Genomic DNA, 26,453 nt, shown 5'->3' on the forward strand with positions numbered 1-26,453 from the left:
ATATTTTTCTTTTAATTAGTAACTGATTCAAATAAGTTTTTCCATTGAAGTGCTATGTTTTCTATTTTGAAGCGTTCTACGTTGTGGCGTGCACGAATTCCCATTTCTTTACGTACACTCTCATTCTCCATAAGGAAACAGATTTTATCTGCTAATCCTATTATATCTCCATTTCTTACTAATATACCATCAATATTATTTTCAATGATATCACGTGGTCCACATGGACAAGCAAATGCTATAGGAGGTACTCCACATACCATTGCTTCTGTGATGACCATTCCAAATCCTTCGAAATGTGAAGATAGAACAAATATAGAACTTTCACAATATTTCTCTATGATATTCCGTACACTGTGTTCTAATATACAGGTTTTGCCAATATCTAACGTATCAATTTGTTTTTGGAGTTTTTCGCGCATACCATCACCATATATGCGCAATATCCAGTCCGGATGTTTTTGGGATACAATTTTCCATGCAGATATTAGACGATCAAATCCTTTTTGTGGCATATATCTTCCAACTGCAATCACTTGTTTTCTGCTGCAGTCAGAATGTGACTCTGGAATAAATGAAAGAGGGTTGTGAATAACGGTTACATTATTTAATTCTGTCCACTCTGTTGCATCTTCATGGCTAAGAACAATAAACCGCTCTAATGAACGTAACTTACATATAAGTTGTTTCATCCAAAAACGTTTGATTAATTTTTTTATAAAGTTGGGAAGTCCAGGAGGATTAAATTCGCGATAGTTTGATTTATTAAAATGTATCTCCCCTAATTTTATGCTTCCGTCTGTCATCTTATTGATAAAATTAATATCTCGTCTCAATAATGATATTGTAATGTTGGGTTTTATTTCATTTAGACATTCGTTCAAGCGTCTTCGAAAGACTCTCTGTTTTTTAAAGTATTCTAAGATGCGCCTATAGATAGGTGTTCCATATAGATGATCGTAATTGATTCCAAGTTGATGGATTGTAATATTGGGATGCAACTCATAGTATGGAGGTCTATTTTCTCCATCCGTTAAAATGATATGTATCTCATAGCCAAAGAACTCAGTAAAGTAATTGGCCTTTAATGTTAAAACCCGTTCCATACCACTTGGATAGTATAAAGACGGAATGCAATAAGCTATTTTGATATTATTTTTCATGATTCAAATAACTTACGTAGTTTTTGTCCGAAATGATTTATGTCATTCTTTTTGCCAAATAGCCATGCATTTTTTCCACATTCAACAATTCTTTCTGGTGATTTTTTAAAATAATTCATGGCATTTGCTAAATCATCAACATCCCCTGCTTTGTAGATCTTTCCCATGTTGTTCTCAATGATAATATCTCTGTATGCTGTATTATCAGCTGCGATAATAGGCATACCCAAGGCTAATGCATCGACAAAACTAGTCATTCCTATAGCTGCAAGTGGATGCTCATATGGGGGAGTTGGAATAACTAAAACGGAACAGCTATTGAGTAAGGGCACCATTCTAGTGTCATCGGGTTTCTCTTGAATATGGATTTGAGTATATTTGCCTTCTTTGTAATTTGTAGGAATACTTTGGTTGTCACTAACGATAATTGTATGGCTTGCTGTCTTCTCAGCAGCACTCACTAATGTCTCGTGGTCACGTCGGGTTTTACCATTACTAATGAATATGATGTTCTCATATTGTCTTTGGAAATTAAGTATAGGGGCTAGGCGTTCATAAAACTTATGATCTGGTCCCCATTGCATAAATTCTAGCATATTAGCTTTTTGGGGCAGCTCCTTACACATGGCTTGATGAGCAAATTGGCTGATGAAAATAAGATGATCATATTGCTCTAATTTCAGCCTTATGGTGAATGGAGGGTGATAAAATATGGCAATAAGTTTTGGACGAAATAATTTTATTTGTTTTAATATTCCCAAAAAGTCTACTGTAAAATCCGCTCCTCCATATACAATATCATAATTGCGCGCTTTCCAATAGAGTTTAAACCATAAAGGTAGAAGTGACACTAATTTGAATATTTTATTTTTGTGATTTTTAGGAGTAATCAGCATATAGTCGATAGCGTATTCACCAGTTTCAAGAAGCTCATTAGTTCCGAATTGATGATGACTTGCAGAGTTCCCATTATTGTATGATTCTCTGGATTTTATCATGTCGTAATTATTAACAAATAAAACGCGTTTCATGTTTTTATTAAGTATTTAATTTATTTATAAGTTTCATTGATAACTTTTTGCATTTGCATTTTCCATGATAAATTTTCTACGGAATGACGAATAACATTTATGTTCCATGATTGGCTATGATAAAAAGATATCAATTCATGTATATTAATTGGAGTTTCATTGGCTGGTACTTTAAGTACATAATTGCAGTGGTCAAAGTCTGCATCAATTTCTGAATAGACAAACGGGATACCTCGGGCTGCATATTCTCTGTTTTTTAGAGTCTTTATATGAGTAATTCCACTTCGGTGCCGTCCTAAGCTACCTATGCCCATATCTGCCTTAGAAAATAGTTGGTCGAGGTCGTTTCCATGCATGTTTCCATATAAAATAACATAAGGCTCTAAGGCATTCTGTTTGATTATTGGCAATATTTCTTGACGTTCACGTTCTCCGCTTAATTCGCCTACAATGTGAAAATATACTTTGTATTGAGGTTTTGTAAGATAATATTCTGCCAATCCTTTGATAATACGATCATATCCATGCCAATAATGTATTTCTGCCACTCCAATTAAATGTAGTTCATAAGTTGTATCATTTATTTGTTTTTTAGGTAGTATTGAATCAAAATCAATTCCATTTGAGATACGAATAGTAGGTCCTCCAAAGATGGTTTTGGCATCTGAAAATGTGATGATCCCATCAAGTAATTTTGCTAAATGATGGCGAAAACATTTATCAACCAATAGGTCAAGTTTCATCTTGAAAGTTATATATTCCTGATCATAAGGGTATGTTGGAATTTCCATTACTACTTTTACATCATGTTTCTTAAGCTGACTGACCAATTGTATTGTAAATGGATTAGCATTATGAAAAGAACGGATATATATAAAGCTGATTCCTTCAGAAATTATAAAATCTCTTATGGGCTTAAAACATATACGTTTTCTTATTTTTCCCCATGTGCTATGTCCGAAATCGACTAAAATGTTATTGTCAGCTATCCACTTCCAATGTCCATCTGATGTTTGTTCATAATAGCAGGTACATACGTCTAAACCGCACTCTTTTAGTGCTTTTATTTGGTGTTGGATTTTTTTGCTGATTCCGTTTGCTTCGTCGAATCCGTGAAATACAAGAAACAGTGCTTTCATTCTTTGTTTTTGTTTATGATGCTTTTGGTCTTACCGATGATGTCGTATTCACCGGTTAACTGTATGTAGCACCCAAATATAATGAAAAATATAATACTCTTTACAATTAAGGTCAGAAAAATGTTTCCTCCTTCTGTTAGTAGACTGAGTGGATAGAGTACGGCAGTCAGCAAGATGCTGATAACAAGCGGCGATATCAGTTGAGCTACAAAATTGCGCAGGCTGCGATGTAGTGTTACTTGATACATTATCCAATAACATTGTATGAAATTAACAGTAAATGTAAGTGTGATACATGATGCTACGGCTTCAAGTGTGCCAATCCAGAAAATACCCAGTAAGATACCAGTTACATTGAGCGCAGATGAAAACAAACCACACACAAATAGGCTTTTTGTATCGCCAGCTGCTTGAAAAATCGAACCAGAGGAAGACAGAATAATCTGAATGCCTACCGATAATGTGAGTATTTGAAATATAGGGATTGATGGTATCCACTGGTCGCCAAAAATAATCAATGTTACTTCGCTGGCTGTAAAGTAGAGTAATACACTTAATGGCAGTCCAATGAAAGCCAAGAAACGTACAATGCGTTCGTAGCCTGAAGCCAAGCGTTCAAGATCATTTTGATAGTCGCTGAAGATGGGATGCATTACGGGAGTGATTACTTGTGTGATGTTCTGTAAGGGTAGCATCATCAGGCGATACGATTTTTCATAGTAACCTAAAGGAGACATCCCCATGTATTTACCGATTAATAGTTTATCCAGGTTACGGCTAAAGTAGTTAATAATGTTAAACAGGAATTGATAGGCAGAATAAGAGAAGATTTGGCGCAATACATCCAGCCCAAGTGTAAATTTCAGACGTTGTGGATAATGATGTATGGAAACCACAAATATTAGGATACCCGATAAAATAGGACCTATAATTAGTGCATAAAGCCCGGCTCCACATAGGGCTGCTATGACAGCTGCTATACCAGTGGCTATCTGTATAACGAAACTTCTCAAGGCAATAAATTTAAATTCTTTATTGCGATAAAACAAAGCATTGGGAACAATAGTAGCTGAAGCAAAAAATAGGTTTATAGCTAGTAATTGACATAGTATGCGCAGGATTTCCCGATTATAGTAAGCCGCTATGGGCCATGAGGCAACTGTGAAAAGAAATGCCAGACCGATACCCGTCCAGACTGTGAAAGAGAAGAGTCCTGATAAATTCTCTTTGGTTAGACTTTTGTGTTGGATAATGGCAGGTGATAGTCCTACATCGGTGAATAGATTGAAAAAGGCAATGATTACTGTTGCTACAGCCATTACACCAAAGTCGTCTGGTGAAATTAGGCGTGCCAATACGCCTGCTACGACAAGTGATACGAGTATGCCACTGTATTTGGCAAGGGCGGTATAGAATACCCCCGAGAATAGTTGGTGCTTGAGTGAAGTCATAAATTTATTTTTAAAGCTACTCTGCTTTTCCAATGGAGAAGGTGAGGGCGTTGGATTTATAATTAGAAATATGTTGTTTCTTTATTGTCTGGGATGGATGGATGTTTTTAGTAATAATACCATTAGCGTTCGCATAGTTACATATGGCCTATAATATTTGAGACAGAGGCTGAATAGTTTTATACGTTGAGGTAAAGATAATGTATGTGCTTGCCATACAGCTGCATCCAGCATCTGTCGTAAAAAAAAGAATATTGTATGGTGATATGTTTTTGGATAAATTGGGAGTTCTCTTAATAATTCGTTAGTTACAGTAAGATATCCTTCCATATTTTTCCATGTGAATTTTTTAGTCATGATAGAGTTTGTTCTGATACGCCTATGGAAGAAAGAACGACGAATGAATCCTGTTTTAGAAGCATGCAAATAAGCTTGTATCATGAAGAGTTGATCTTCGTGTAATATACCGGGATAAAATGAAAGTCTCTCTTCACAAATGAACTCTCGGTGAAATAAGTTTAGGCAAACCGATGATTTGAACTTGTATGTTTTTAGTTGTGTTTTTAACATGTCTATGCCTGAACATATCTTTTCAGGTAGATCTAAAGTTCTTTGGTAGTCGAAGGAGCTTTCGGGTATGTTCGGTTCAATTGTGAACGTTTCAGCATCGAAGAAAACAAAATCAAGAGCTTCTTTTGTGCATTTACGATAACATAATTCAAGTGCATCAGGCTCTAAAAAGTCATCACTATCCATGAAATAAATATATTCCCCAGTAGAAAATTTCAGTCCCTGATTACGTGTTATAGAAAGTCCTTGATTAGATTGTTTATAAACTTGAATCCGTGTGTCCTTGATTGCAATTTCTTCCACGATTGCTCTACTACAATCGGTAGAGCCGTCATCAATTACGATAATTTCCAATTCTTCCAGTGTCTGCTGACAAATACTTTCCAGTGCTTCCTGTACGTAATTACAGGTGTTATATACAGGGATAATAACGCTAACTTTAGGACGTTCATTGCATTGTTCCATTCTTTTTGAGTGTGATGATGTTTCAATCTAGCAAAGATACATAAAAAGATTTAAGGAAAACGGTTATTTTCTCGTAAAATATGGAAAAGTTGAGAGGTAATAATGTGTTGATTTACTCGCTGCAGGTACTGGTGCGTATGCTCCTGGTAGTTTATCCTGGTTACGAAATGGGTGCCCATTGTGATTTGAACCCCGATCAGAACGGCGATGGAGAGATAGAACCCGAATAGTGGATCAAGGCGTGTCCTTGTTTTAAGGTTTTGCTGCGGGTAGTGTACGGTTGACGGGGGGTACCACAGATTTACACTGGATTATACAGAGGATTTATTTTCTTCGGGATACCCGTGAACGAGAAACCGAAACTCCGTGTAAATCTGTGGTAACCCGTATCACTCACCGTGTTCGGTATGTATAAATTTCTTATTGGCCCCTTTGAGGTGGAACAGGCTGGCTATGGTCCCCAATGCCAGCGAAGGCACCTGCATTAGTGCTTTTAGTAGCCTACCGTTGAGCAGGCGGGCTGGAACAGGGATAAACATGGCGGCAACCTGTGCTGCCGACAATATCCACCATTTAGACGCTACCGGACGGTGGACCAGTGTGGTAAGCAGAGTGAATCCGAAAACGGCTACCAGTTGCACCAGGCGCGGAGGGAGCATCCATTGGATGATTTTATCGACCAGATCGAAAGAGGGCCACCACCGCCACCATCCTTCCATCTGCTTGACGCTTTTTATGAAGGACAGTCCCTCACACAAGATGCCGAATTGCGCTGCCATCCAGCGCCGGCGCTGATTCTTGATGTTCTCTTTTTTTTGCGTTTTTTCGTCGTAGACAGGTAGGTTTTCCAGATAGACGGTGTGCATCCTGCACTCAAGTAGCGTAAGTTCCAGCTCTTTGTCCTCTCCTGCGGTTTCCAGGCTTTGCACGGCATCGTAATACCAGAAGTAATCAAAAGCCATGCCCGAGCCTGCCAGTCCGGCAGACAATCCGAGGGCGTTGTGTCCGCTCCTGAAAAATCCATTGTTGATCTCCTCGCTCACTCCGTCGAGCAAGGCAATGTCCGTATTCAGGTTTTTGCCTGTGCGGTGGGCTTGCATCGCCTGCACTCCGGCGGAGTAGGCACGGTTCACCTCGGAAAGGAATCCGGGTACGGTCACGTTGTCGGCATCCATCACCACGGCAATGTCATACATAAAGGCCAATTGGCGGTTGCCTAGTCCTTTCGCCTTTCCGTCTTCCTCGATGGTGCTGATGCCCAGTAGGAGGGCTTTGGCCTTGGAACTGTCTTCGTAGGTAGCCACCAGCAGGCGGATAGGGAGTCGGCTCAGGGCTTTGTTGGTGGAGTCCTGCATGTGGTCGGAGATGACGTATACATCGTACATTTCTTTGGGGTAGTCCTGCTCAAGGAAAGAGCGTACGGAGTCAATGATGACTTTGTCTTCCCGGTAGGCCGGGAAGAAGACGGCGATGCGGTGCAATTTGTCCGCTTCCGGATAGTGGGGCGCACGATAGAATTTGGACGCAATAGCGTACACTAGCAGATAGGCTACGCAAAGTGCCAACGGAACGAACAGGATCCAGTCGATCAAGGTTAGTATGAGTATCATAAGTCTTAATGTAGGTTATGGGTCGATATATTTGTGTAAATCGGTTCAGCTGCGGTTCACCACAGATTACACAGAGGATCATTTCGGCAGAGTTTTACAGAATCCTATAGAATCTCAGAGAGTTCCACAGGATTTCACTTTCTCGTTTATGGATATCCCCAAAAAAATGATTCCTCTGTGTGCTAATTTGTGTAATCTGTGGTGGACTGTCACTCAACACAGCTTCCAGAAACCCTTCACTCCGTGCCAGACGGCTTTTGCCAGCTTGGGCTCTCCTTTCAGGACGAAGCACAGGCTGTCTTTGGGAGCTACGATCAGCATTTGGTAAGCGATAGCCAAGCAACGTTCCATTCCCGGGAGGTTGCGCCAGGCGTAAAGCATTCGGTTTCGCATCATATAAAAGGTGCGGAGAGGGCTTTGCCGCCCGGTACTTTGGCTCTCTTTGTGGAAGATGGTGCAGCGCGGCTCGTACCACAGCTGATAGCCGGCACGCGTCATGCTGGTACACCAGTCCAGCTCCTCGTAATAGAGAAAATAGATCTCCGGCATCAGTCCGGCTTTCCAGATGACCTCCCGTTTCAGCATCAGCGCAGCTCCGTGAAGGTAGGCGCTGGGGCGTGGAGTGTCGAAAGTCCCGTCGTCCGGACATCCCATGCCCAATGCTTTATTGCGCATCGTATACCGGCTGAGCTTGGTATATCCGGCAAATTGAATGCTTTGCGGCGGAAAGGCAAAACGGATTTTAGGTGATACAGCCCCGATGCGGGGATCGCTCTCCAACCGTTCTATCAGGGCGGGCAGTCCGTCTTCGGTCAGGTAGGTGTCGTTATTGATCAGGAACAGGTATTTTCCTTGTGCTATCTGTATTCCGAGATTGTTTCCTCCCGAGAATCCGAGGTTTTTCTCGCTGCGGAGAGTCCGTACAAAGGGATACCGCTCCTGTATCAGGGAGGCTTCATCCTGGCGGGATGCGTTGTCCACCACAATGATTTCATAACTGACGGAACTGATCGTGTCGCGTAGCGATTCTATCAACATGCAAGTGTCGTCCAGCCCATTGTAACAGATGGTGATAAAAGATATCAAAGGAGGCGTTTGTTTCATGAATGTTTGTTTTTGTGATAAATCGGATCCATTTTTATTTCGTTAATAATCAATCTCTTTTTTCTCTCTATTCATCTCATCATCTTCTTTTTGCATGACAGGATCAATATTTGTAGCAGTTATGCAGAGTGCAAAACCTGTATAAATAATAAAAGGATTTGGATATATCATGACGTCATTGGCGTATGCAGCAATAAAAAAGCCTGCATTTGTACAAAGCCATGCTGCTAATAATCCTCTTAAACGTTGGTTCATGATTTTAAACATCAGTATCCAAGAGCACCAGGCAAAAAGAGCTCCATGAATCAGTAAATATAATGTCAATCCAATAATTCCACTTTCTACCCAAACACTTACTAACCAAGAATCCGGTGGATAGGGCATTTGTTCTTTGGGGTTAAATCTTCCACCTTTGGATAGTCCTAAACCATATCCCATTGGTCTTTCATCCATTAATACCTTCATTTTTTTTCGATTCTCCACTCGTACTTGATAAGAAGCATCTTCTGTAGGACGAAAAGCCGAACGCATTTTACGTATATACTGGTTGCCATTACCAATATTGGTAAAGTAGAAAAAGGAAAAGACACCTATTAAGATGACGCTACTTGTTATAATGGATTTAGTGTTTTTCGATATTAAAACATACATAAGAATAGCGCCAATTGGAACTGCAACTGCAGCACGTGTACCGGAGATTCCGATACCATATATACCGCAAATCATGATAAATGCAAAAAAAACTTTCATCCATCTTTTTTGAACATAAAACATTGCGATACCGAAAGCACTGGCTGCCATAGCCGAGTGAACTCCATAATTGGCCGCATCAGAGAAACAAGAAAAATAACGGATACCGGACCATATTATATGTGTACGGGCACCACCTAATGTATAAAGGAAATAAAGTTCTTTATCGGTAAAACCATGATTCTTTTGCCAATAGCCTTTGATGGTAACTATCAATATAAAGATTCCCCAAATGAATAATAAAGATTCAATACCTTTACGGTCACGGATAGAAATCGGTACGAGAACTGCACATATAATAGGAATGAATAAATAATGTCCAATACTAATATTCCAGGCTTCCTGTACGTTATTAGGATTTGATATTTCCAATAAACAATATATGCCCCATATGAAAAAAAGTAATAATATTATATTGCGAGAATGCGACCAATCTGTCTGACGATTACTACAGGCAATTAAAGTAATAAAAGTCATGGGCACTATTATTGCCAAAGTAGCTATCCCAAGCTTCACTTCAATGAATATGCTTGCCAATATTGGCAAAAATTGAAGAGCGAATAGAACATAAAAACTACGACTGGATTGATGTGGGTCTCTATTGTATATTTCTTCTTCGTTATTCATCGTCATCGTTATCGTCGTCCTGATAATTTTTTCTTGAATTCTTTTTCCAACGGATGAAACTTTCTGTCAGAGCTAATTGTGATAAACGATACAATTGTTTATGTAAGAATGTATATGGGGGCAACATTCCCGTATAAGTTTCAACTTCGTACTTAGGGGCCCAATTAAGATAGAGATATGGCGCTTTGCCTAATTGAGCTTTTAATTTTTGTAACAACATTTTGTCTATATCTTTCCAGCCATGATCTGCAGACGCTATTACTAAATTTAATTGTGCGTCTTGTAGTATAGATACAGGTATGTTGGCACGATTCAAACTTGGTTGCTCAATAATTAAAATATCTTCTTCTTGTGGTATATACAGGTCTGTTATTGTGTTTGCCAAAGCATATTTCGAAGAATTAGAATCAAAATCAGTCCCGTCACTCAGCATACGTACATGTAGACCTATACCTTCCCAATATGCTTTTAGTCTGTTGGCTAAATAGGTTTTCCCACTTCCATCTTCTGTACTGAGCATATTCAAAATGTATGGCATTCCTTCTTTCTTTTGCGTAAAGAATCGAAGAATAGAACTACTCATATATCGAGTAGCAATGTCTTCGCATTGTTTACTGATGGGACTGAACTTCATAGGAGCAGGGTACGCACCTAATACAGGACTTCCTGTTTGTTTTCGCGTACGAACCGAATCTCTTAGAGTACGGTCGATAAATTCTATCAGTAAGAAAAAGGCAATTAACCCTATAAAACTACCTACGCCAATCATCATAACAATTTTGCGACGATTAGTCGACTCTGAATTAATTGGGTAAGCAGGAGGATTAAGTACTTTTAGAATGGCGGCTGTCATTTCTAAGCTTTTTTTACGCAATAATGCATCATTGTAGCTTTTTAGATTGGTCAGGTAGTTTTGTTCTGTAAAGTTGATAATTCTTTCTTTTCTTTTAATAGTAGTACCCACAGGAGCGAAATGCAAGTATTTTGCATTTAATTCATTGCGGCTTTTTTGTACTATTTTTAGTTCAGCTTTTGCTTTTTCAAATAATAAAAGCTGATCTAACCATTGTTCTACAATAGTACCTTTGTTTAGACCTTCCTTTGTATATTGACCAGCTACGTATTGGTTGGAAATCTCTGATAGATCTCGTCTGGTTTGTAATAATTTGTTTTTGTATTCTAAGAGTTGTCTACCACTGTCCTCACTTGAGGTGGAAATTGTTTCCATCTGAGTGATTTTGCCTGTTAGATCAGAGGCTTGGTTTATTTTGTCCACTAATTGAACGTTGTGAATGACCCGTTTAATGTTACTGTCCATTTGCTTTTCAAGTTCGTTCAGCATTGCTTTGGAACTGTTGTAGTTGAATAGTACATCTTGCTCTCTCAGTTCGAACTCTTTGTTGATAGCTGCTATTTCTTTTGTTTCATCATAATAGTTTATAATACGATTAGTGACATTATATTGTGTAAGATCGTCTTCGTAATTTGTCAATTCTTTACCGATTCGTTTTAATTCTGATCTAAAATATTCTATAACTTTGTCAGTACCTCCATAACGTAATGCCTGATATTCATTGACGAACTCTTTCATGAGAATTTCAACAGTGTTATATGCAATACCAGGATCACCGGATTGATAGCTTACTCTTAATAAATCGCTGCTTCCTTTGCGGTCTACCTTGATGTTTTTTAGGGCTTTATAGCTATAATAAATATGTTGAAAATAGAACAGCCCATAAATGTAGTTGTTCATATCCGGACGTTCATACTTTTGGAAGTTCTCCATCGTTTTATCTTCACTACTTCTATCAATAAGAGAGATAAGAGTTTTACCATCCTTACTATTTTTCATATGATTGTAAGTGAAGTTGTAACAGGCAGAGGTTATGCCTTCGTTGTCTTTATTTGGGTCTCCTTTGACCAAAACACGTGAAAAGAGTCGTAAAGATACACGTTTTAAAGTGCTCTCAGCCTGTATTATATTGATAAGGTTATCCATGGAATTTTGAGCTAAGGCCCAGTCTACTTTAGTATTTTCTTCGATACTATAGCCAGACACAACTCCTGTGTAGAGAGTTGCCTCTACATTATAGCCACCCTTCATATTTCCTGTCAAGTAATAGGCAATAGCAGATATGATGAGAGTTCCTAATAGAATCCACCATTTGACACGGTATAATGATCGGAAAAGATAGAGTATATAGTCCATAATGTTATGTTTATTTTCGTAGAATTGGTGTACGGGTTATAACTTCAAGGATCATTAGACTTTTGGTTAACTCAAACCGGCTCTTTTCAAAAGCTTCTAAAGCTGTTGATTGTCTTCCTTTTTCTACAGATAAAGTGCTTGATTCTATTGTTCCATTTGCAAAATCTTTTTCGGCAATACTGTATTGAACAGTAGCTAATTCTAAAGCTTCCGCACGTAATGTCAAAACACTTAATTGGGATGTCGCTGTTGCGTAAAGCTCAATAATTTCTTTTTTCATATCTTCGAATTTGGCTTCGCGCTCTAAAGCTGCTGTTTTCACATTTAGCTTCTGGCGCCTTACACGTGGAGCAAGGTCGAATAACTCGTCAAGAGGAATATTCACGGCCGCTCCTACAGTGTATGTCTGCTGTTTGGAAGTAGAATAATTATATAAAATAGGTGTTGAAACATCGGTAAATGTATAGTCGTTACCGAACTTTCCCCATTGATAACTTCCCCGTATATTAAAAAAGCTAAGTACCGACCGTCTTTCTTTTGCCAGCAGTTTGCGTTCGATCTGCTCTTTTACACTGGCAAGTTCATAGATCGGTCCTCCTTTGGCGTTTTCGAATAACAGATCGAGGGGAGGAAGTGAAATGTTGGTGTAATCTTCCGGGTTTAGTTTTGAGAAATCACTGGTTTCCTGGGCATTTGCGAAAGAAACCGGTGAAAATAGAAGTAGGGGTATACTACATAGTATGAATAAAACTCTTTTCATATCGATGTACTTATTTGTATATATTGTCTGTTTGCTTGTGAAATCCGTGCAAATATAAGATAAATTTGCAACTAATGCCCTAAATATACCCCTTTTTTTAGAAATAAAGCATCGAATGCAGTAATATTTTATTTAGTGCCTGTTTAAGTTCTGTCGGGAGGGAAGATTTGTTTTCAAGGATATTTCCCCGTCTTTGTGGGAGCATAGCAGGCTATGTGACGCATAAAAACGGGGAGACAGACTGAAAAGAAACTCAAAAACAGGTCGAACCTATATTGAGAATTTATTCAGGAAGAATATAAAACAGGTTCTCAGAATGCTTCTGTCATGTTGAAGTAGAACAGATTTTGCTTGTTCACCATGTTGCGTCCCAGGTCGAGGCGGACGTTCATGCGGGGCTGCACTTCAATGCGGAGACCCACACCCATGTTAGGCAGGACACCTTCTATTTTTCCCGGGTTAGGGCCCATGAATCCGCATCCCGCCCAAGCCACATAGCCCACATGGTTGAGCATGCGCTTCACCCAGTTGCCTTTGTCCGTATTGATCATCTGACGATATTCCGCCATGACGACATGTGACGACTTATCACGATATTGGCCCATGTAGTAACCTCGGAGATCGAACGGAGTACCGCTGAGAGCGTATTTGTTGAGAGGGACGTCGCCAAATACGTTTTTCGTTTGTGCCGTCCAGGCAAGCACGCCACGTTTGCGCAGAGTCTTGTATTGGCGGTAGTCTATCTCCAGGCGGTAGAAATTATTGTCGCTTCCCAGGAACTTCTGGTACATCATGCCACGGAAGTCGAGGTACATGCCCCGATAGGCGTTGGCGGGCACGTCGCGTGTGTCGTAAGTCAGCAGGAAGCCGACACCGGAACTGAAGTTCTTATAGCCTTTGTCCGTGCCGCCGGCAGCTTTGTAAGAGGGCTGGTCGACAAGGTATTTGGCCGGATCGTACATGTGATCATAGTTGAGGTCGACCTGCGGGCCGGCAAAGAAATTGCTTTCACCCAGGCGGAACAGGAACCAGGGGTTGATCTGTAATCCACTGTATCGGTACTGGCTGGTGGTGTCGCTGCGCACATAATCTTTATTGGTGCTGTAACCGATGCCGTAAAAGTTTTCTTGTGTATTTTTGTAACTGAACTGTCCGAAGATGCGGAAGCGGTCGCCTTTAAAGAATAGTTGCGGCTTGGAGAACAAATTGAGTCCGCCGTTGAACATCAGTGCGATGGCTACAGGTACCACGGAGCGTTGCTGGGTGGTGTCGCTCGGGTTCATACGAAAAGTCATCAAAGCGCTTCCGCCAATCAGCAGGCCGAAGTCAGGGGTGTAGCTGGGCCCTCCGAGAATGTTGTAATGAAGGTTGCGCCGGGCTACCCGCTGACGCCGCAGTTCACGTTTCGAAAGGGCAGGGGTGCTGTCTTGCTTGGCTGTGTCCGTGTTGAATGTGTTGCCGACGGCTGTCTGTCCGTCTTTTACTGTTGAAATGCCTTTGTCTTGGGCCGCAACGAATGCGGCAGGCATGATCGCCATCAATATACCTATTATATATCTTTTCATTGCTTTGTATGAATATTGGTGCAAAGGAAACTATTTTATTTGGATAAGTTTTCATCCAAATAGATAATAAATCTAAATACTGTGACAAAAGTTCCGGAAAAGGATACTATTTTTGCAAAAGAAAAAGGAGAAGACTCCTTTATTAACCAAATTACTTTACCACATGAATAAACGAATATTATCTGTTTTTGCTCTAAGTGCCGCATTCCTAACCGTATGCGCGCAGCAAGACAAGGGAGGTATCAGTCCGGAAATGCTGAACCAAATCAAACAAAGCTACCAAGGCACGACAACCGACAAAGCCATCCGCAATGCAATCGGTAACAATGACATCCGCAAGCTGGCGCTGAATCAGGACAACCTGAAGGGGATGGATACTCACTTTTCCATCAAAGTTGACTCAAAAGGAATTACAGATCAGAAGTCGTCGGGCCGTTGCTGGCTGTTCACCGGGCTGAACGTGATGCGTGCCAAAGCAATAGCCCGGTATGGACTGGGGTCTTTTGAATTTTCGCAGAACTACAACTTCTTCTGGGATCAGCTGGAGAAGGCCAATCTTTTCCTGCAGGGCGTTATCGATACCCGCGAAAAGCCGATGGATGACAAAATGGTGGAATGGCTCTTCCGCAATCCGCTGAGTGATGGCGGCACGTTTACCGGGGTGGCCGACATTGTCTCTAAATATGGCCTGGTACCCAAAGAGGTGATGCCCGAGACGAACAGCAGTGAGAATACATCGCGCATGGCAGGGCTGATTGCCGAAAAACTGCGTGAGTATGGTCTGCAACTGCGCGACCGCGCCGCAAAGGGGGCCAAACAGCCTGCGCTCGAGAAGGACAAGACGGAGATGCTGGGCACCGTATACCGTATGCTGGTGCTCAACCTGGGCATTCCTCCCACCGAGTTTACCTGGACACGCAAGGACGAGAAGGGAAATCCGGTAGAGACTGCACAATATACGCCGATGTCTTTCCTGGAAAAATATGGTGACAAGAACCTGCTGGATAACTACGTGATGCTGATGAATGATCCGAGCCGCGAATATTATAAATGTTACGAAATTGATTTTGACCGCCACCGCTACGACGGACGTAACTGGACCTACGTCAATCTGCCTGCTGACGAAATCAAGGAGATGGCCATCGCATCACTGAAGGACAGCACAATGATGTATTTCTCGTGCGATGTGGGCAAATTCCTGAACTCGGAGCGAGGATTGCTCGACGTGAACAATTATGATTATGCATCGCTGATGGGAACTACCTTCGGGATGGACAAAAAACAACGCGTGCAGACGTTTGCCAGTGGATCGAGCCATGCCATGACTCTGATGGCGGTGGATGTCAAAGATAATAAACCGGTGAAATGGATGGTAGAAAACAGTTGGGGGGCAACCAACGGCTATCAGGGACATCTGATTATGACGGATGAATGGTTTGATGAATACATGTTCCGCCTGGTAGTGGAGAAGAAATTCGCAACTCCCAAGGTGTTGGAAATCCTGAAACAGAAACCAATCCGTTTGCCTGCTTGGGACCCGATGTTTGCACCGGAACAGTGAACGCTTTTGAACGATCGGCGATGAACGGTTGTTGAACGGCGAACGATCAACGGTCGGAAATAAATACGGATTGACCGTCGATGGATGGGCCGGTAATCGGTAACATAGAAATGAAAGGGTGTAGCCATACGGGAAGGAGGGCTACACCCTTTTTGTGTTAAGGCTACACCTTCAGCCCCGTATGGCTACACCCTTTTTTCTTAAAATTATCCCTCAGTGCTGCCGGAGATTGCTTCCTTCCGTCATCTTCTTCTGCTACATCTCTCTGCATCCCTTCGTTATCCGTTGTTAACCGTTCCTCGTTTAAAAACACTGATCGTTTAGAATTAACCACCGTTAATAGTTCACAGTTAATCACCGTTAACGGTCCATCGTTCAACAACCGTTCATCGTCGATCGTTCAAAACCCTTCCTCGTTTTTTTAGCCTTTTTTATCTATTGATGCTTGTTCAAAGGGTGAATTACGGAGAAATTTCCGTAATTCCTTTCATTTTTCCTCTTTATTCACATTATTATTTATTACTTTTGCGGGCAAATTATGAAACCATTATTTTATATAATCACATGGCAAATGTAATAAAGTTACGTAAAGGCCTTGACATCAACCTGAAAGGAAAAGCTGCTGAAGAGCTCTCAACGGTGAAAGAACCGGGATTCTACGCACTCGTACCCGATGATTTCCCAGGAGTGACTCCGAAGGTGGTGGTGAAAGAGCAGGAATATGTGATGGCCGGGGGACCCTTGTTTATCGACAAGAATCATCCTGAAGTGAAATTTGTTTCGCCCGTTAGCGGCGTTGTAACAAGCGTGGAGCGCGGTGCACGCCGTAAGGTGCTGAACATCGTGGTGGAGGCTGCCGCAGAGCAGGATTACGAAGAATTCGGCAAGAAGGACGTATCCAAACTCGATGGCGAGGCTGTGAAAGCTGCACTCTTGGAAGCTGGTATGTTTGCATTTATGAAACAGCGTCCGTATGACGTGATTGCCGATCCGACAGTCGCTCCGCGGGCTATCTTCATCTCTGCTTTCGACAGCAACCCGCTGGCACCCGATTTCGAATACGTTCTGAAAGGGGAAGAAGCTAATTTCCAGACAGGACTGGATGCCCTGGCTAAAATAGCCAAAACGTATCTGGGTATCAGCATCAAACAAAAATCGACAGCCCTGACACAGGTTAAAAATGTCACAGTAACCGTATTTGACGGACCGAACCCTGCCGGAAATGTAGGGGTACAAATCAATCACGTAGCTCCCGTAGTGAAAGGTGAGACGGTGTGGACTATCGGCGCGGAAGCCGTAATCTTCATCGGACGTCTGTTCAATACCGGACGGGTGGACCTGACCCGTACCGTAGCCGTTACAGGATCTGAAGTGGTGAAACCTGCTTATTGCAAACTGAAAGTCGGCGCACTGCTGACTCATGTGTTTGCCGGAAACGTGACGAAGGACAAAGAGTTGCGTTACATCAGCGGCAATGTGCTGACAGGCAAACAAGTGAAGCCGAACGGATTCCTGGGCGCTTTCGACAGCCAGCTCACAGTGATTCCCGAAGGTGACGACATCCACGAAATGCTGGGATGGATTATGCCCCGTTTCAATCAGTTCAGCGTCAACCGCTCGTATTTCAGCTGGTTGATGGGGAATAAGAAGGAGTATGTGCTCGATGCCCGTATCAAGGGAGGCGAACGCCACATGATTATGTCCGGCGAATACGACAAAGTATTCCCGATGGACATTCTGCCTGAATTCCTGATCAAAGCAATCATTGCCGGGGACATCGACCGCATGGAAGCTCTGGGTATCTACGAAGTGGCGCCCGAAGACTTTGCTTTGTGCGAATTTGTCGACTCTTCGAAACTGGAATTGCAACGCATCGTTCGTGCCGGACTCGATATGCTTCGTGCTGAAATGATGTAATTCATAACACATAATTTATAATTCATAATTAATGAAAGCGTTAAGAAATTATCTCGATAAGATAAAGCCGAACTTTGAAGAGGGCGGCAAACTCCACGCGTTTCGTTCGGTGTTCGATGGCTTCGAAACTTTCCTGTTCGTGCCCAACACCACTTCGAAATCGGGAGCGCACATCCACGACTCGATTGATAGCAAACGTATCATGTCGATTGTGGTTATTTCGTTGATACCGGCTTTGCTGTTTGGTATGTACAACGTAGGTTACCAGCATTTCACTCACACCGGAGCTCAGGGTGGCTTCATCGAAATGTTCATTTACGGTTTCCTGGCCATTCTGCCTAAGATTATCGTATCTTATGTAGTGGGTCTGGGCATTGAGTTCGTGGTGGCACAATGGAAGAAGGAAGAGATTCAGGAAGGATTCCTCGTTTCGGGTATCCTGATCCCGATGATTGTACCGGTAGACTGCCCGTTGTGGATTCTGGCCATAGCCACTGCATTCGCTGTTATTTTTGCGAAAGAAGTGTTCGGAGGTACAGGTATGAACGTGTTCAACGTTGCCCTTGTGACCCGTGCATTCCTGTTCTTCGCTTATCCTACCAAGATGTCGGGTGACGCCGTTTGGGTGGCACAAGACAGCATCTTCGGATTGGGTAACACGGTAGACGGACTGACAGCGGCCACTTCGCTGGGTGTGGCGTCTACTGCTACCGATCCCAATGGCTTCCCGGCTTTCTCGTGGGATATGGTGACCGGTCTGATTCCGGGCTCTATCGGTGAAACCAGTGTGATTGCTATTCTGATTGGTGCCGTTATTCTGCTGTGGACAGGTATCGCAAGCTGGAGAACAATGCTTTCGGTATTCGTCGGCGGTGCATTCATGGGATGGATCTTCAATACTGTGGGTCCCGACACTGCCATGGCTCACATGCCTTGGTACGAACACCTGGTGTTGGGTGGTTTCTGCTTCGGTGCTGTGTTTATGGCTACCGACCCTGTGACATCCGCACGTACGGAAACCGGTAAGTACATCTTCGGATTCCTGATCGGTGCGATGGCCATCATCATCCGCGTGTTGAACCCGGGTTATCCCGAAGGTATGATGCTCGCTATCCTGCTGATGAACATCTTCGCTCCGCTGATCGACTATTGTGTGGTTCAGAGCAACATCAAGCTGCGTGAAAAGCGCGCCATTAAGTCTAACAATTAAACCGAACAAGAAAGATGAATACAAATAGTAACTCTTATACTATCATTTATGCTTCGGTAATGGTTGTTATCGTGGCATTCCTGCTTGCATTTGTCAGCTCTTCTCTGAAAGACATTCAGAATAAAAACCAGGAGTTGGACACCAAGAAGCAAATTTTGTCTGCACTGAACATCAGAGATGTGAAAGATGCCGATGCTGAATATAATAAATATGTAAAGGGTGACATGCTGATGAATGTGGATGGCACTCTGACAGAAAATACGGATGGTTTCTCTATCAGCTACGAAAAAGAAGCGAAGGAAAACAATCGTTTGCACGTTTTCGTATGTGAGGTAGACGGAGAAACCAAATACGTGGTACCGGTTTACGGTGCCGGTCTTTGGGGCGCTATCTGGGGATATGTGGCTTTGAATGCCGATAAAGACACTGTTTACGGTGTTTACTTCTCGCATGCCAGCGAAACTCCGGGCTTGGGTGCCGAGATCGCGGGTGCTGCTTTCCAGAATGAATTCTCTGGCAAGAAGGTATTGAAAGACGGACAGGTTGCACTGGCTGTAGAGAAAAACGGTAAGGTGACAGACCCTGCTTATCAGGTTGACGGTATTTCGGGTGGTACAATCACTTCGAAAGGTGTGGACGCCATGATCAAAGCATGTCTGAGCCAGTACGATAAATTTTTAACTAATAATTAAGGAGGAACGATAGAATATGAGCCAATTATTTTCTAAAAAGAATAAAGAAGTATTCGCTACTCCGCTGGGATTGAATAACCCGGTAACCGTGCAGGTGCTCGGTATCTGTTCGGCACTGGCTGTAACGGCCAAACTGGAACCGGCTATCGTGATGGGTCTTTCGGTAACTGTGATTACGGCTTTCTCAAACGTCGTTATCTCTTTGCTGCGTAAGACGATTCCTAACCGTATCCGTATCATCGTACAGTTGGTGGTAGTAGCCGCATTGGTAACTATAGTAAGTGAGGTGCTGAAAGCGTTTGCATACGATGTAAGCGTACAGCTTTCGGTATACGTAGGTCTGATCATTACAAACTGTATCCTGATGGGACGCCTCGAAGCGTTTGCCATGGCAAACGGTCCGTGGGAGTCATTCCTCGACGGTGTAGGTAATGGTCTGGGATATGCCAAGATCCTGATCATCGTGGCTTTCTTCCGCGAGTTGCTCGGATCGGGCACATTGCTCAACTTCCGTATTATCCCTGAGTCATTCTATAAGATGGGTTACATCAACAATGGTTTGATGTTGATGCCGCCGATGGCACTGATCATCTGTGCATGTATCATCTGGTATCAGCGCAGCCGCTGCAAAGAACTCCAGGAAAAGTAATACAACCTAAGAAAGTAAAAGAAAAATTATGGAACAATTATTAAGTTTATTCGTCCGCTCCATCTTTGTGGACAACATGATATTCGCCTTCTTCCTGGGTATGTGTTCATATCTGGCTGTGTCGAAGAATGTGAAAACTGCTGTAGGACTGGGTATCGCCGTAACTTTCGTATTGGTGGTTACGTTGCCGGTCAACTACTTGCTTCAAACTAAGGTGCTGGCTGCCAATGCGATCATTGAAGGTGTTGACCTCAGCTTCCTGAGTTTTATTCTCTTTATTGCCGTTATTGCCGGTATCGTGCAGTTGGTAGAAATGGTGGTGGAACGCTTCAGCCCTTCGCTCTACGCTTCACTGGGTATCTTCCTTCCGCTGATCGCCGTTAACTGTGCCATCATGGGTGCTTCACTGTTCATGCAGCAGAGAATCACGATGGATCCGTCGAACCCGCAGGCTATTACCGGCGTGGGCAGTGCTGTAGTATACGCACTCGGTTCCGGTATTGGCTGGTTGCTGGCTATCGTCGGTCTGGCCGCTATCCGCGAAAAGATGGCTTACTCTGATGTTCCCGCTCCGCTGAAAGGTCTGGGCATTACGTTTATCACAGTAGGACTGATGGCTATGGCCTTTATGTGTTTCTCTGGATTGAAATTATAACTAAAGTAAAAAGAATAAAACAATGACGTCTTTAATATTAGCAAGTATCGGAGTCTTCCTTGTGGTGATCATCCTGCTTGTCATTATACTGCTCGTTGCGAAGAGCTATCTCTCTCCTTCGGGCGAGGTTACGATTACGATGAATGGAGAGCAACAACTGAAAACATCTCAGGGTGGTACTCTGCTGGGTACGTTGTCTGCCAACAATGTGTTCCTTTCATCGGCTTGTGGTGGTAAGGGTTCATGCGGACAGTGCCGTTGCCAGGTGCTCGAAGGCGGTGGCGAGATTTTGCCTACCGAAACCGGTTTCTTCTCTCGTAAAGAACAGGCCGATCACTGGCGCCTCGGATGCCAGGTGAAGGTGAAACAGGATATGTCTATCAAGATCGACGAGTCTATCCTGGGTGTGAAAGAGTGGGAGTGCGAGGTGATCTCGAACAAGAACGTGGCTACGTTTATCAAAGAGTTTATCGTGGCTCTGCCTCCGGGCGAACACATGGACTTTGTGCCGGGTTCGTATGCCCAGATCAAGATTCCTACCTTCTCGATGGATTATGATAAGGACATCGACAAGAGCCTGATCGGTGACGAATATCTTCCGGCATGGGAGAAATTCGGTCTGCTCGGCCTGAAGTGCCGCAACGACGAACCGACCATCCGTGCTTATTCTATGGCCAACTATCCGGCTGAGGGTGACCGCATCATGCTGACTGTACGTATCGCTACTCCTCCTTTCAAACCGAAAGATCAGGGACCGGGCTTTGTGGATGTGATGCCGGGTATCGCTTCTTCTTACATCTTTACGCTGAAGCCGGGTGACAAGGTGACCATGAGTGGACCTTACGGTGACTTCCACCCGATTCTGGATTCGAAGAACGAAATGATGTGGATCGGTGGTGGTGCAGGTATGGCTCCGTTGCGTGCCCAGATTATGCACTTGACCAAGACGCTGCATATCACTGACCGTACGATGAACTACTTCTACGGTGCCCGTGCACTGAACGAGGTGTTCTATCTGGAAGACTTCCTGCAGATTGAGAAAGACTTCCCGAACTTCAAGTTCCACCTGGCACTCGACCGTCCGGACCCTGCTGCAGACGCAGCCGGTGTGAAGTATACGGCAGGTTTCGTACACAACGTGATTTACGAAACTTATCTGAAGAACCATGAAGCTCCGGAAGACATCGAATACTACATGTGTGGTCCCGGCCCGATGAGTAAAGCTGTCGAGAAGATGCTCGACGATCTCGGTGTTCCGTCTAAGAACTTGATGTTCGATAACTTCGGTGGATAATCCTTCGGAGATCATCATAAAAGAAACTGCTTTCGGGTTGTCCGGAAGCAGTTTTTTTTTATCTTTGTGTCATTATTCAAAAATGTGGAAAAAACAATGAATGGTTTGAAGGATATACTCGAAAGGTTGAAAATAGAACAACTCAATCCGATGCAGGAAGCGTCTGTTGAGGCATTTGATAAAGGTGGCGAAGATTTGATATTACTTTCGCCCACAGGTTCGGGCAAGACCCTGGCCTTTCTGTTGCCGCTGGTCGGCAGTCTGAAGGCCGACGTGAAAGGAGTGCAGGCCGTGGTGCTGGTGCCATCACGTGAGTTGGCATTGCAGATAGAGCAAGTGTTCAAGGCGATGGGGACGGAATTCAAGGCGATGAGTTGCTATGGCGGACGTCCGGCGATGGAAGAGCACCGTACGATGAAAGGAATGCAGCCGGCGGTTATCATCGGTACGCCCGGCCGTATGAATGACCATCTCTCCAAGCAGAACTTCGATGCAAGCACAGTGAGTCTGTTGGTGATCGATGAATTTGATAAATGCCTGGAGTTTGGTTTTCAGGAAGAGATGGCAACGGTTATCGGACAGTTGCCCGACTTGAAACGGCGTTTTCTGACTTCGGCAACAGATGCGGAAGAGATTCCGCAATTTACAGGACTGAACCGTACGATAAAGCTTGATTTCCTGACAAACGATGTGGAGGAATCACGTTTGCGGTTGATGAAGGTGGTTTCGCCTGCTAAAGATAAGATAGAAACCCTCTATAAGCTGCTTTGCACACTGGGAAGCAGTTCGAGCATTGTTTTCTGTAACCACAGGGATGCGGTGGACCGTGTGAGTGCCTTACTAACGGAAAAAGGAGTTTCCAATGAACGCTTTCATGGAGGTATGGAGCAACCGGATCGGGAACGGGCACTGTATAAGTTCCGTAATGGCAGCTGTCCGGTGCTGGTGTCTACGGACCTGGCTGCCCGCGGACTTGATATCCCGGAGGTGGAACATATCATCCATTATCATTTGCCGGTGAACGAAGAAGCCTTTACCCACCGCAATGGCCGTACTGCCCGTTGGGATGCGACGGGTACTTCTTATCTGATACTGAATCCGGAGGAACATGTGCCGGATTATATACCTTCGGAGCTTGAGATCTTCGACTTGCCGGAGAATGCACACCGTCCGGCTAAACCTCAGTGGGTGACTATTTATATAGGTAAAGGGAAGAAGGACAAATTGAGCAAGATCGACATAGCCGGTTTCCTTTATAAAAAAGGAAATCTGGCACGTGAGGACGTCGGAGCAATCGACGTGAAAGATCATTATGCCTTTGTTGCCGTGCGGCGCCCCAAAATGAAGCAATTGCTGACTCTGATCCGTGGCGAGAAGATCAAAGGGATGAAAACGGTGATCGAGGAGGCGGATTAAACCGGATTTATCGGATAGAGGAGGCAGGGCACTGACACCACAGATTATACCGATTGACACATGACGAGTTCACCATGGGTTGCACAGATTGACACGGAACAGATTCACCACAGATTACACCGATTGGCACGGCACTTTCAACTTTATTGCTGATAAGATCAATCATCAATCTGTGTTAATCTGTGAAATCTGTGGTGAAACAGCTTTCCGGTTTCCGGCTCTTCCCGGCTTTTGTTCTTCTTTCTTATAAATATTCACTTTTTAGTCATTTTCTCTTTCATTTCAGAATAGAGCATCGTGTAATAATATCAGTTTGAACTTTTTCTACCATCTTGGCATGTATAGATAACAAAATGGTGTATAAATCCTGCATAAACCATTAAAAAGTAAGATAAATGCCCTCTAAGATTGTAATTTTACAGGGAAACGTTTGTTGAGAGGAAATAAATTCGTAAATTCGCCATGTCAGTAGACATAAAATAACGAAATTGTATAACCAAAAACACTCATCAAATGAAAAAGCATAATTTCAGTGCAGGCCCTTCCATTCTCCCTCGCGAAGTAATAGAAGAAACAGCGAAAGCCATTCTCGATTTCAACGGTTCAGGTCTTTCTGTGTTGGAAGTCAGCCATCGTGGCAAGGATTTTCAGGCAGTTATGGATGAAGCCGTTGCTTTGTTTAAGGAAATACTTAACATCCCCGAAGGGTATTCGGTACTTTTCCTGGGCGGTGGTGCCAGTATGCAGTTCTGCATGGTGCCTTACAACTTCCTTGAGAAGAAGGCAGCTTACCTGAACACCGGTGTTTGGGCTAAAAAAGCGATGAAAGAGGCGAAAGGCTTTGGCGAAGTGGTTGAGGTAGCTTCTTCGGCTGATGCGAACTATACGTTTATCCCTAAAGACTTTACCATACCTGCTGATGCTGATTATTTCCATGTGACCACCAACAATACGATTTATGGTACGGAATTGAAGGGAGATCTTGATTCACCGGTTCCGATGGTAGCCGACATGTCTTCTGATATCTTCTCCCGTCCGGTGGACGTTTCGAAGTATATTTGTATCTACGGCGGTGCTCAGAAGAATCTGGCTCCCTCCGGCGTTACATTCGTCATAGTAAAAGACGATGCGGTAGGCAAGGTGTCACGTTACATCCCGAGCATGCTGAATTATAAGACCCATATCGACGGCGGTTCCATGTTCAACACACCTCCCGTATTGCCTATCTATTCCGCCATGCAGACTTTGCGCTGGATCAAGGCTCAGGGTGGCGTCAAAGAGATGGATCGCCGGGCTACCGAGAAGGCAGACATGCTGTATGCCGAGATAGACCGCAACAAGATGTTTGTAGGGACAGCTGCTAAGGAGGACCGTTCGCGCATGAATATCTGCTTTGTGATGGCACCGGAATATAAGGATCTGGAAGCCGATTTCCTGAAGTTCGCTACGGATAAAGGAATGTCCGGCATCAAAGGGCACCGCTCGGTGGGTGGCTTCCGTGCATCTTGCTACAATGCAATGCCGAAAGAGAGCGTACAGGCATTGATTGACTGCATGCAGGAATTTGAAAAACTTCATTAATAATGTGATTTCACCACAGAGCATACGGAAAGGATACAGGGCTCTCTTGAATGACGGCATTTGGTGTCTGCGGTATCCTCTGTGGTGAATTCTCCCAAAATAGAATAAGAGAAATGAAAGTACTTGTTGCAACCGAAAAGCCATTTGCCAAGATTGCGGTGGATGGCATCAAGAAAGAAATAGAAGGAGCCGGATTTGAATTGGTTCTGCTTGAGAAATATACAGATAAAGCCCAACTGCTTGACGCAGTGAAAGATGCGAATGCCATTATTATCCGTAGTGACATCATCGACGCCGAGGTGCTCGATGCAGCGAAAGAGTTGAAAATAGTAGTTCGTGCCGGTGCCGGATACGATAATGTAGACCTGAATGCAGCCACTGCACACGGTGTATGTGTGATGAATACTCCGGGACAGAACTCGAATGCTGTAGCCGAGTTGGTGTTTGGCCTGCTTGTTTATGCTGTCCGTAACTTCTATAACGGAACATCGGGTACGGAGTTGATGGGAAAGAAACTGGGTATCCACGCATACGGTAATGTAGGACGCAATGTGGCGCGTATTGCCAAGGGGTTCGGTATGGAACTCTATGCTTATGACGCTTTCTGCCCGAAAGATGTGATAGAGAAAGATGGGGTGAAAGCCGTTGACTCTGCCGAAGAGCTTTATAAGACCTGTAACATCGTCTCACTGCACATTCCCGCTACAGCCGAAACGAAAAATTCCATCAATCATAATCTGTTGGCCAATATGCCGAAAGGGGCTATCCTGGTTAATACGGCCCGCAAAGAAGTGATCAATGAAGACGAATTGATCCAGTTGATGGAGGAACGGCCGGACTTTAAATACATCACAGACATCATGCCTGCGGCCAATACAAAGTTCGCCGAACTCTTTGCCGGACGTTATTTCTCGACTCCGAAGAAGATGGGAGCACAGACGGCCGAGGCGAATATCAATGCCGGTATTGCAGCTGCACGGCAGATTGTGGGTTTCCTGAAAGAGGGTTGTGAAAAGTTTAGAGTGAATAAGTAA

22 protein-coding genes are annotated in these 26,453 nt (G+C 43.4%); 11 read left to right on the plus strand and 11 right to left on the minus strand.

Annotation, left to right across the window (positions count from 1 at the left end; all coding sequences use genetic code 11):
• Positions 1–11: 11 nt before the first annotated feature.
• From BF9343_RS09610 to BF9343_RS09630, 5 genes are all read right to left on the minus strand, one after another.
• Positions 12–1,163, minus strand: a complete 1,152-nt coding sequence (locus tag BF9343_RS09610) for a glycosyltransferase family 4 protein (protein ID WP_010992822.1) — start codon at positions 1,161–1,163, stop codon at positions 12–14.
• Entirely contained in the window at positions 1,160–2,194 is a 1,035-nt protein-coding gene (locus BF9343_RS09615; RefSeq protein WP_005787175.1) for a glycosyltransferase, read from the minus strand. Before BF9343_RS09615 ends, BF9343_RS09610 begins: the two co-directional genes overlap by 4 nt.
• Positions 2,195–2,214: 20 nt before the next feature.
• Complete coding sequence (locus BF9343_RS09620; RefSeq protein WP_005787178.1) at positions 2,215–3,333, minus strand: glycosyltransferase family protein; 1,119 nt, start codon at positions 3,331–3,333, stop codon at positions 2,215–2,217.
• Entirely contained in the window at positions 3,330–4,784 is a 1,455-nt protein-coding gene (locus BF9343_RS09625) for a lipopolysaccharide biosynthesis protein (protein WP_010992823.1), read from the minus strand. The genes BF9343_RS09620 and BF9343_RS09625 overlap by 4 nt, the downstream gene beginning before the upstream one ends.
• 81 nt (positions 4,785–4,865) lie before the next feature.
• Positions 4,866–5,819 (minus strand): glycosyltransferase family 2 protein, encoded by a 954-nt coding sequence (locus BF9343_RS09630; protein ID WP_010992824.1) that lies wholly within the window; start codon positions 5,817–5,819, stop codon positions 4,866–4,868.
• 80 nt (positions 5,820–5,899) lie between these two features.
• Between BF9343_RS09630 and BF9343_RS23650 the strand changes: the two genes are divergently transcribed.
• Positions 5,900–6,049, plus strand: coding sequence for a hypothetical protein (locus BF9343_RS23650; RefSeq protein ID WP_005787183.1), 150 nt, complete (start codon positions 5,900–5,902; stop codon positions 6,047–6,049).
• A gap of 159 nt (positions 6,050–6,208) precedes the next feature.
• On the opposite strand, the gene BF9343_RS09635 is transcribed toward BF9343_RS23650, so the two are convergent.
• The 6 genes from BF9343_RS09635 to BF9343_RS09660 form a co-directional block, all read right to left on the minus strand.
• Positions 6,209–7,429: a glycosyltransferase gene (locus BF9343_RS09635; protein WP_010992825.1), complete on the minus strand. Its 1,221-nt coding sequence runs from the start codon at positions 7,427–7,429 to the stop codon at positions 6,209–6,211.
• A 213-nt stretch (positions 7,430–7,642) separates the two neighbouring features.
• Entirely contained in the window at positions 7,643–8,533 is an 891-nt protein-coding gene (locus BF9343_RS09640) for a glycosyltransferase family 2 protein (RefSeq protein ID WP_005787187.1), read from the minus strand.
• A gap of 42 nt (positions 8,534–8,575) precedes the next feature.
• Positions 8,576–9,916: an O-antigen ligase family protein gene (locus BF9343_RS09645; RefSeq protein ID WP_032532298.1), complete on the minus strand. Its 1,341-nt coding sequence runs from the start codon at positions 9,914–9,916 to the stop codon at positions 8,576–8,578.
• Positions 9,903–12,119, minus strand: a complete 2,217-nt coding sequence (locus BF9343_RS09650) for a GumC family protein (RefSeq protein WP_008768497.1) — start codon at positions 12,117–12,119, stop codon at positions 9,903–9,905. The genes BF9343_RS09645 and BF9343_RS09650 overlap by 14 nt, the downstream gene beginning before the upstream one ends.
• Positions 12,120–12,129: 10 nt before the next feature.
• Positions 12,130–12,879, minus strand: coding sequence for a TolC family protein (locus BF9343_RS09655; protein ID WP_010992826.1), 750 nt, complete (start codon positions 12,877–12,879; stop codon positions 12,130–12,132).
• Positions 12,880–13,190: 311 nt separating this feature from the next.
• Complete coding sequence (locus BF9343_RS09660; protein ID WP_010992827.1) at positions 13,191–14,444, minus strand: BamA/TamA family outer membrane protein; 1,254 nt, start codon at positions 14,442–14,444, stop codon at positions 13,191–13,193.
• A gap of 163 nt (positions 14,445–14,607) precedes the next feature.
• On the opposite strand from BF9343_RS09660, the gene BF9343_RS09665 reads away from it, so the two are divergent.
• The 10 genes from BF9343_RS09665 to BF9343_RS09715 all read left to right on the plus strand — a co-directional run bounded on the left by BF9343_RS09665 (position 14,608) and on the right by BF9343_RS09715 (position 26,453).
• Positions 14,608–16,005, plus strand: coding sequence for a C1 family peptidase (locus BF9343_RS09665; RefSeq protein WP_005794507.1), 1,398 nt, complete (start codon positions 14,608–14,610; stop codon positions 16,003–16,005).
• A gap of 564 nt (positions 16,006–16,569) precedes the next feature.
• Positions 16,570–17,922, plus strand: coding sequence for a Na(+)-translocating NADH-quinone reductase subunit A (locus BF9343_RS09675; RefSeq protein ID WP_010992828.1), 1,353 nt, complete (start codon positions 16,570–16,572; stop codon positions 17,920–17,922).
• A gap of 31 nt (positions 17,923–17,953) precedes the next feature.
• A complete protein-coding gene (locus BF9343_RS09680; protein WP_005787201.1) occupies positions 17,954–19,132 on the plus strand; it encodes an NADH:ubiquinone reductase (Na(+)-transporting) subunit B in 1,179 nt (392 codons plus the stop codon).
• A 14-nt stretch (positions 19,133–19,146) separates the two neighbouring features.
• Positions 19,147–19,824 carry a Na(+)-translocating NADH-quinone reductase subunit C gene (locus BF9343_RS09685; protein WP_005787203.1) on the plus strand — a complete coding sequence of 226 codons (678 nt, stop codon included), beginning with the start codon at positions 19,147–19,149 and terminating at the stop codon, positions 19,822–19,824.
• 16 nt (positions 19,825–19,840) lie between these two features.
• The gene (locus BF9343_RS09690) at positions 19,841–20,473 is read left to right on the plus strand and encodes an NADH:ubiquinone reductase (Na(+)-transporting) subunit D (protein ID WP_005787205.1); all 633 of its coding nucleotides are present in this window, start codon (positions 19,841–19,843) and stop codon (positions 20,471–20,473) included.
• A gap of 28 nt (positions 20,474–20,501) precedes the next feature.
• Entirely contained in the window at positions 20,502–21,128 is a 627-nt protein-coding gene (nqrE, locus tag BF9343_RS09695) for an NADH:ubiquinone reductase (Na(+)-transporting) subunit E (RefSeq protein ID WP_005787208.1), read from the plus strand.
• Positions 21,129–21,150: 22 nt separating this feature from the next.
• The gene (nqrF, locus tag BF9343_RS09700) at positions 21,151–22,422 is read left to right on the plus strand and encodes an NADH:ubiquinone reductase (Na(+)-transporting) subunit F (RefSeq protein WP_010992829.1); all 1,272 of its coding nucleotides are present in this window, start codon (positions 21,151–21,153) and stop codon (positions 22,420–22,422) included.
• Positions 22,423–22,518: 96 nt separating this feature from the next.
• A complete protein-coding gene (locus tag BF9343_RS09705) occupies positions 22,519–23,838 on the plus strand; it encodes a DEAD/DEAH box helicase (protein WP_041926214.1) in 1,320 nt (439 codons plus the stop codon).
• Between the two features lie 513 nt (positions 23,839–24,351).
• Positions 24,352–25,419, plus strand: coding sequence for a 3-phosphoserine/phosphohydroxythreonine transaminase (serC, locus tag BF9343_RS09710; protein ID WP_005794503.1), 1,068 nt, complete (start codon positions 24,352–24,354; stop codon positions 25,417–25,419).
• Positions 25,420–25,532: 113 nt separating this feature from the next.
• Positions 25,533–26,453 carry an NAD(P)-dependent oxidoreductase gene (locus BF9343_RS09715; RefSeq protein WP_010992831.1) on the plus strand — a complete coding sequence of 307 codons (921 nt, stop codon included), beginning with the start codon at positions 25,533–25,535 and terminating at the stop codon, positions 26,451–26,453.

The sequence above is a fragment of the Bacteroides fragilis NCTC 9343 genome (genome assembly GCF_000025985.1).
In the GTDB taxonomy this organism is placed as follows: Bacteria; Bacteroidota; Bacteroidia; order Bacteroidales; family Bacteroidaceae; genus Bacteroides; species Bacteroides fragilis.

What these genes read in the sequence shown, in the direction of transcription:
- BF9343_RS09685 (WP_005787203.1), top strand. Translation starts at nt 19,147, where the DNA reads ATGAATACAAATAGTAACTCTTATACTATCATTTATGCTTCGGTAATG.
- BF9343_RS09665 (WP_005794507.1), top strand. Translation starts at nt 14,608, where the DNA reads ATGAATAAACGAATATTATCTGTTTTTGCTCTAAGTGCCGCATTCCTA.
- BF9343_RS09705 (WP_041926214.1), top strand. Translation starts at nt 22,519, where the DNA reads ATGAATGGTTTGAAGGATATACTCGAAAGGTTGAAAATAGAACAACTC.
- nqrE (WP_005787208.1), top strand. Translation starts at nt 20,502, where the DNA reads ATGGAACAATTATTAAGTTTATTCGTCCGCTCCATCTTTGTGGACAAC.
- BF9343_RS09690 (WP_005787205.1), top strand. Translation starts at nt 19,841, where the DNA reads ATGAGCCAATTATTTTCTAAAAAGAATAAAGAAGTATTCGCTACTCCG.
- BF9343_RS23650 (WP_005787183.1), top strand. Translation starts at nt 5,900, where the DNA reads ATGGAAAAGTTGAGAGGTAATAATGTGTTGATTTACTCGCTGCAGGTA.
- BF9343_RS09620 (WP_005787178.1), bottom strand. Translation starts at nt 3,333, where the DNA reads ATGAAAGCACTGTTTCTTGTATTTCACGGATTCGACGAAGCAAACGGA.
- BF9343_RS09630 (WP_010992824.1), bottom strand. Translation starts at nt 5,819, where the DNA reads ATGGAACAATGCAATGAACGTCCTAAAGTTAGCGTTATTATCCCTGTA.
- BF9343_RS09650 (WP_008768497.1), bottom strand. Translation starts at nt 12,119, where the DNA reads ATGGACTATATACTCTATCTTTTCCGATCATTATACCGTGTCAAATGG.
- BF9343_RS09655 (WP_010992826.1), bottom strand. Translation starts at nt 12,879, where the DNA reads ATGAAAAGAGTTTTATTCATACTATGTAGTATACCCCTACTTCTATTT.
- nqrF (WP_010992829.1), top strand. Translation starts at nt 21,151, where the DNA reads ATGACGTCTTTAATATTAGCAAGTATCGGAGTCTTCCTTGTGGTGATC.
- BF9343_RS09635 (WP_010992825.1), bottom strand. Translation starts at nt 7,429, where the DNA reads ATGATACTCATACTAACCTTGATCGACTGGATCCTGTTCGTTCCGTTG.
- BF9343_RS09610 (WP_010992822.1), bottom strand. Translation starts at nt 1,163, where the DNA reads ATGAAAAATAATATCAAAATAGCTTATTGCATTCCGTCTTTATACTAT.
- BF9343_RS09615 (WP_005787175.1), bottom strand. Translation starts at nt 2,194, where the DNA reads ATGAAACGCGTTTTATTTGTTAATAATTACGACATGATAAAATCCAGA.
- BF9343_RS09680 (WP_005787201.1), top strand. Translation starts at nt 17,954, where the DNA reads ATGAAAGCGTTAAGAAATTATCTCGATAAGATAAAGCCGAACTTTGAA.
- BF9343_RS09640 (WP_005787187.1), bottom strand. Translation starts at nt 8,533, where the DNA reads ATGAAACAAACGCCTCCTTTGATATCTTTTATCACCATCTGTTACAAT.
- BF9343_RS09715 (WP_010992831.1), top strand. Translation starts at nt 25,533, where the DNA reads ATGAAAGTACTTGTTGCAACCGAAAAGCCATTTGCCAAGATTGCGGTG.
- BF9343_RS09625 (WP_010992823.1), bottom strand. Translation starts at nt 4,784, where the DNA reads ATGACTTCACTCAAGCACCAACTATTCTCGGGGGTATTCTATACCGCC.
- BF9343_RS09660 (WP_010992827.1), bottom strand. Translation starts at nt 14,444, where the DNA reads ATGAAAAGATATATAATAGGTATATTGATGGCGATCATGCCTGCCGCA.
- serC (WP_005794503.1), top strand. Translation starts at nt 24,352, where the DNA reads ATGAAAAAGCATAATTTCAGTGCAGGCCCTTCCATTCTCCCTCGCGAA.
- BF9343_RS09645 (WP_032532298.1), bottom strand. Translation starts at nt 9,916, where the DNA reads ATGACGATGAATAACGAAGAAGAAATATACAATAGAGACCCACATCAA.
- BF9343_RS09675 (WP_010992828.1), top strand. Translation starts at nt 16,570, where the DNA reads ATGGCAAATGTAATAAAGTTACGTAAAGGCCTTGACATCAACCTGAAA.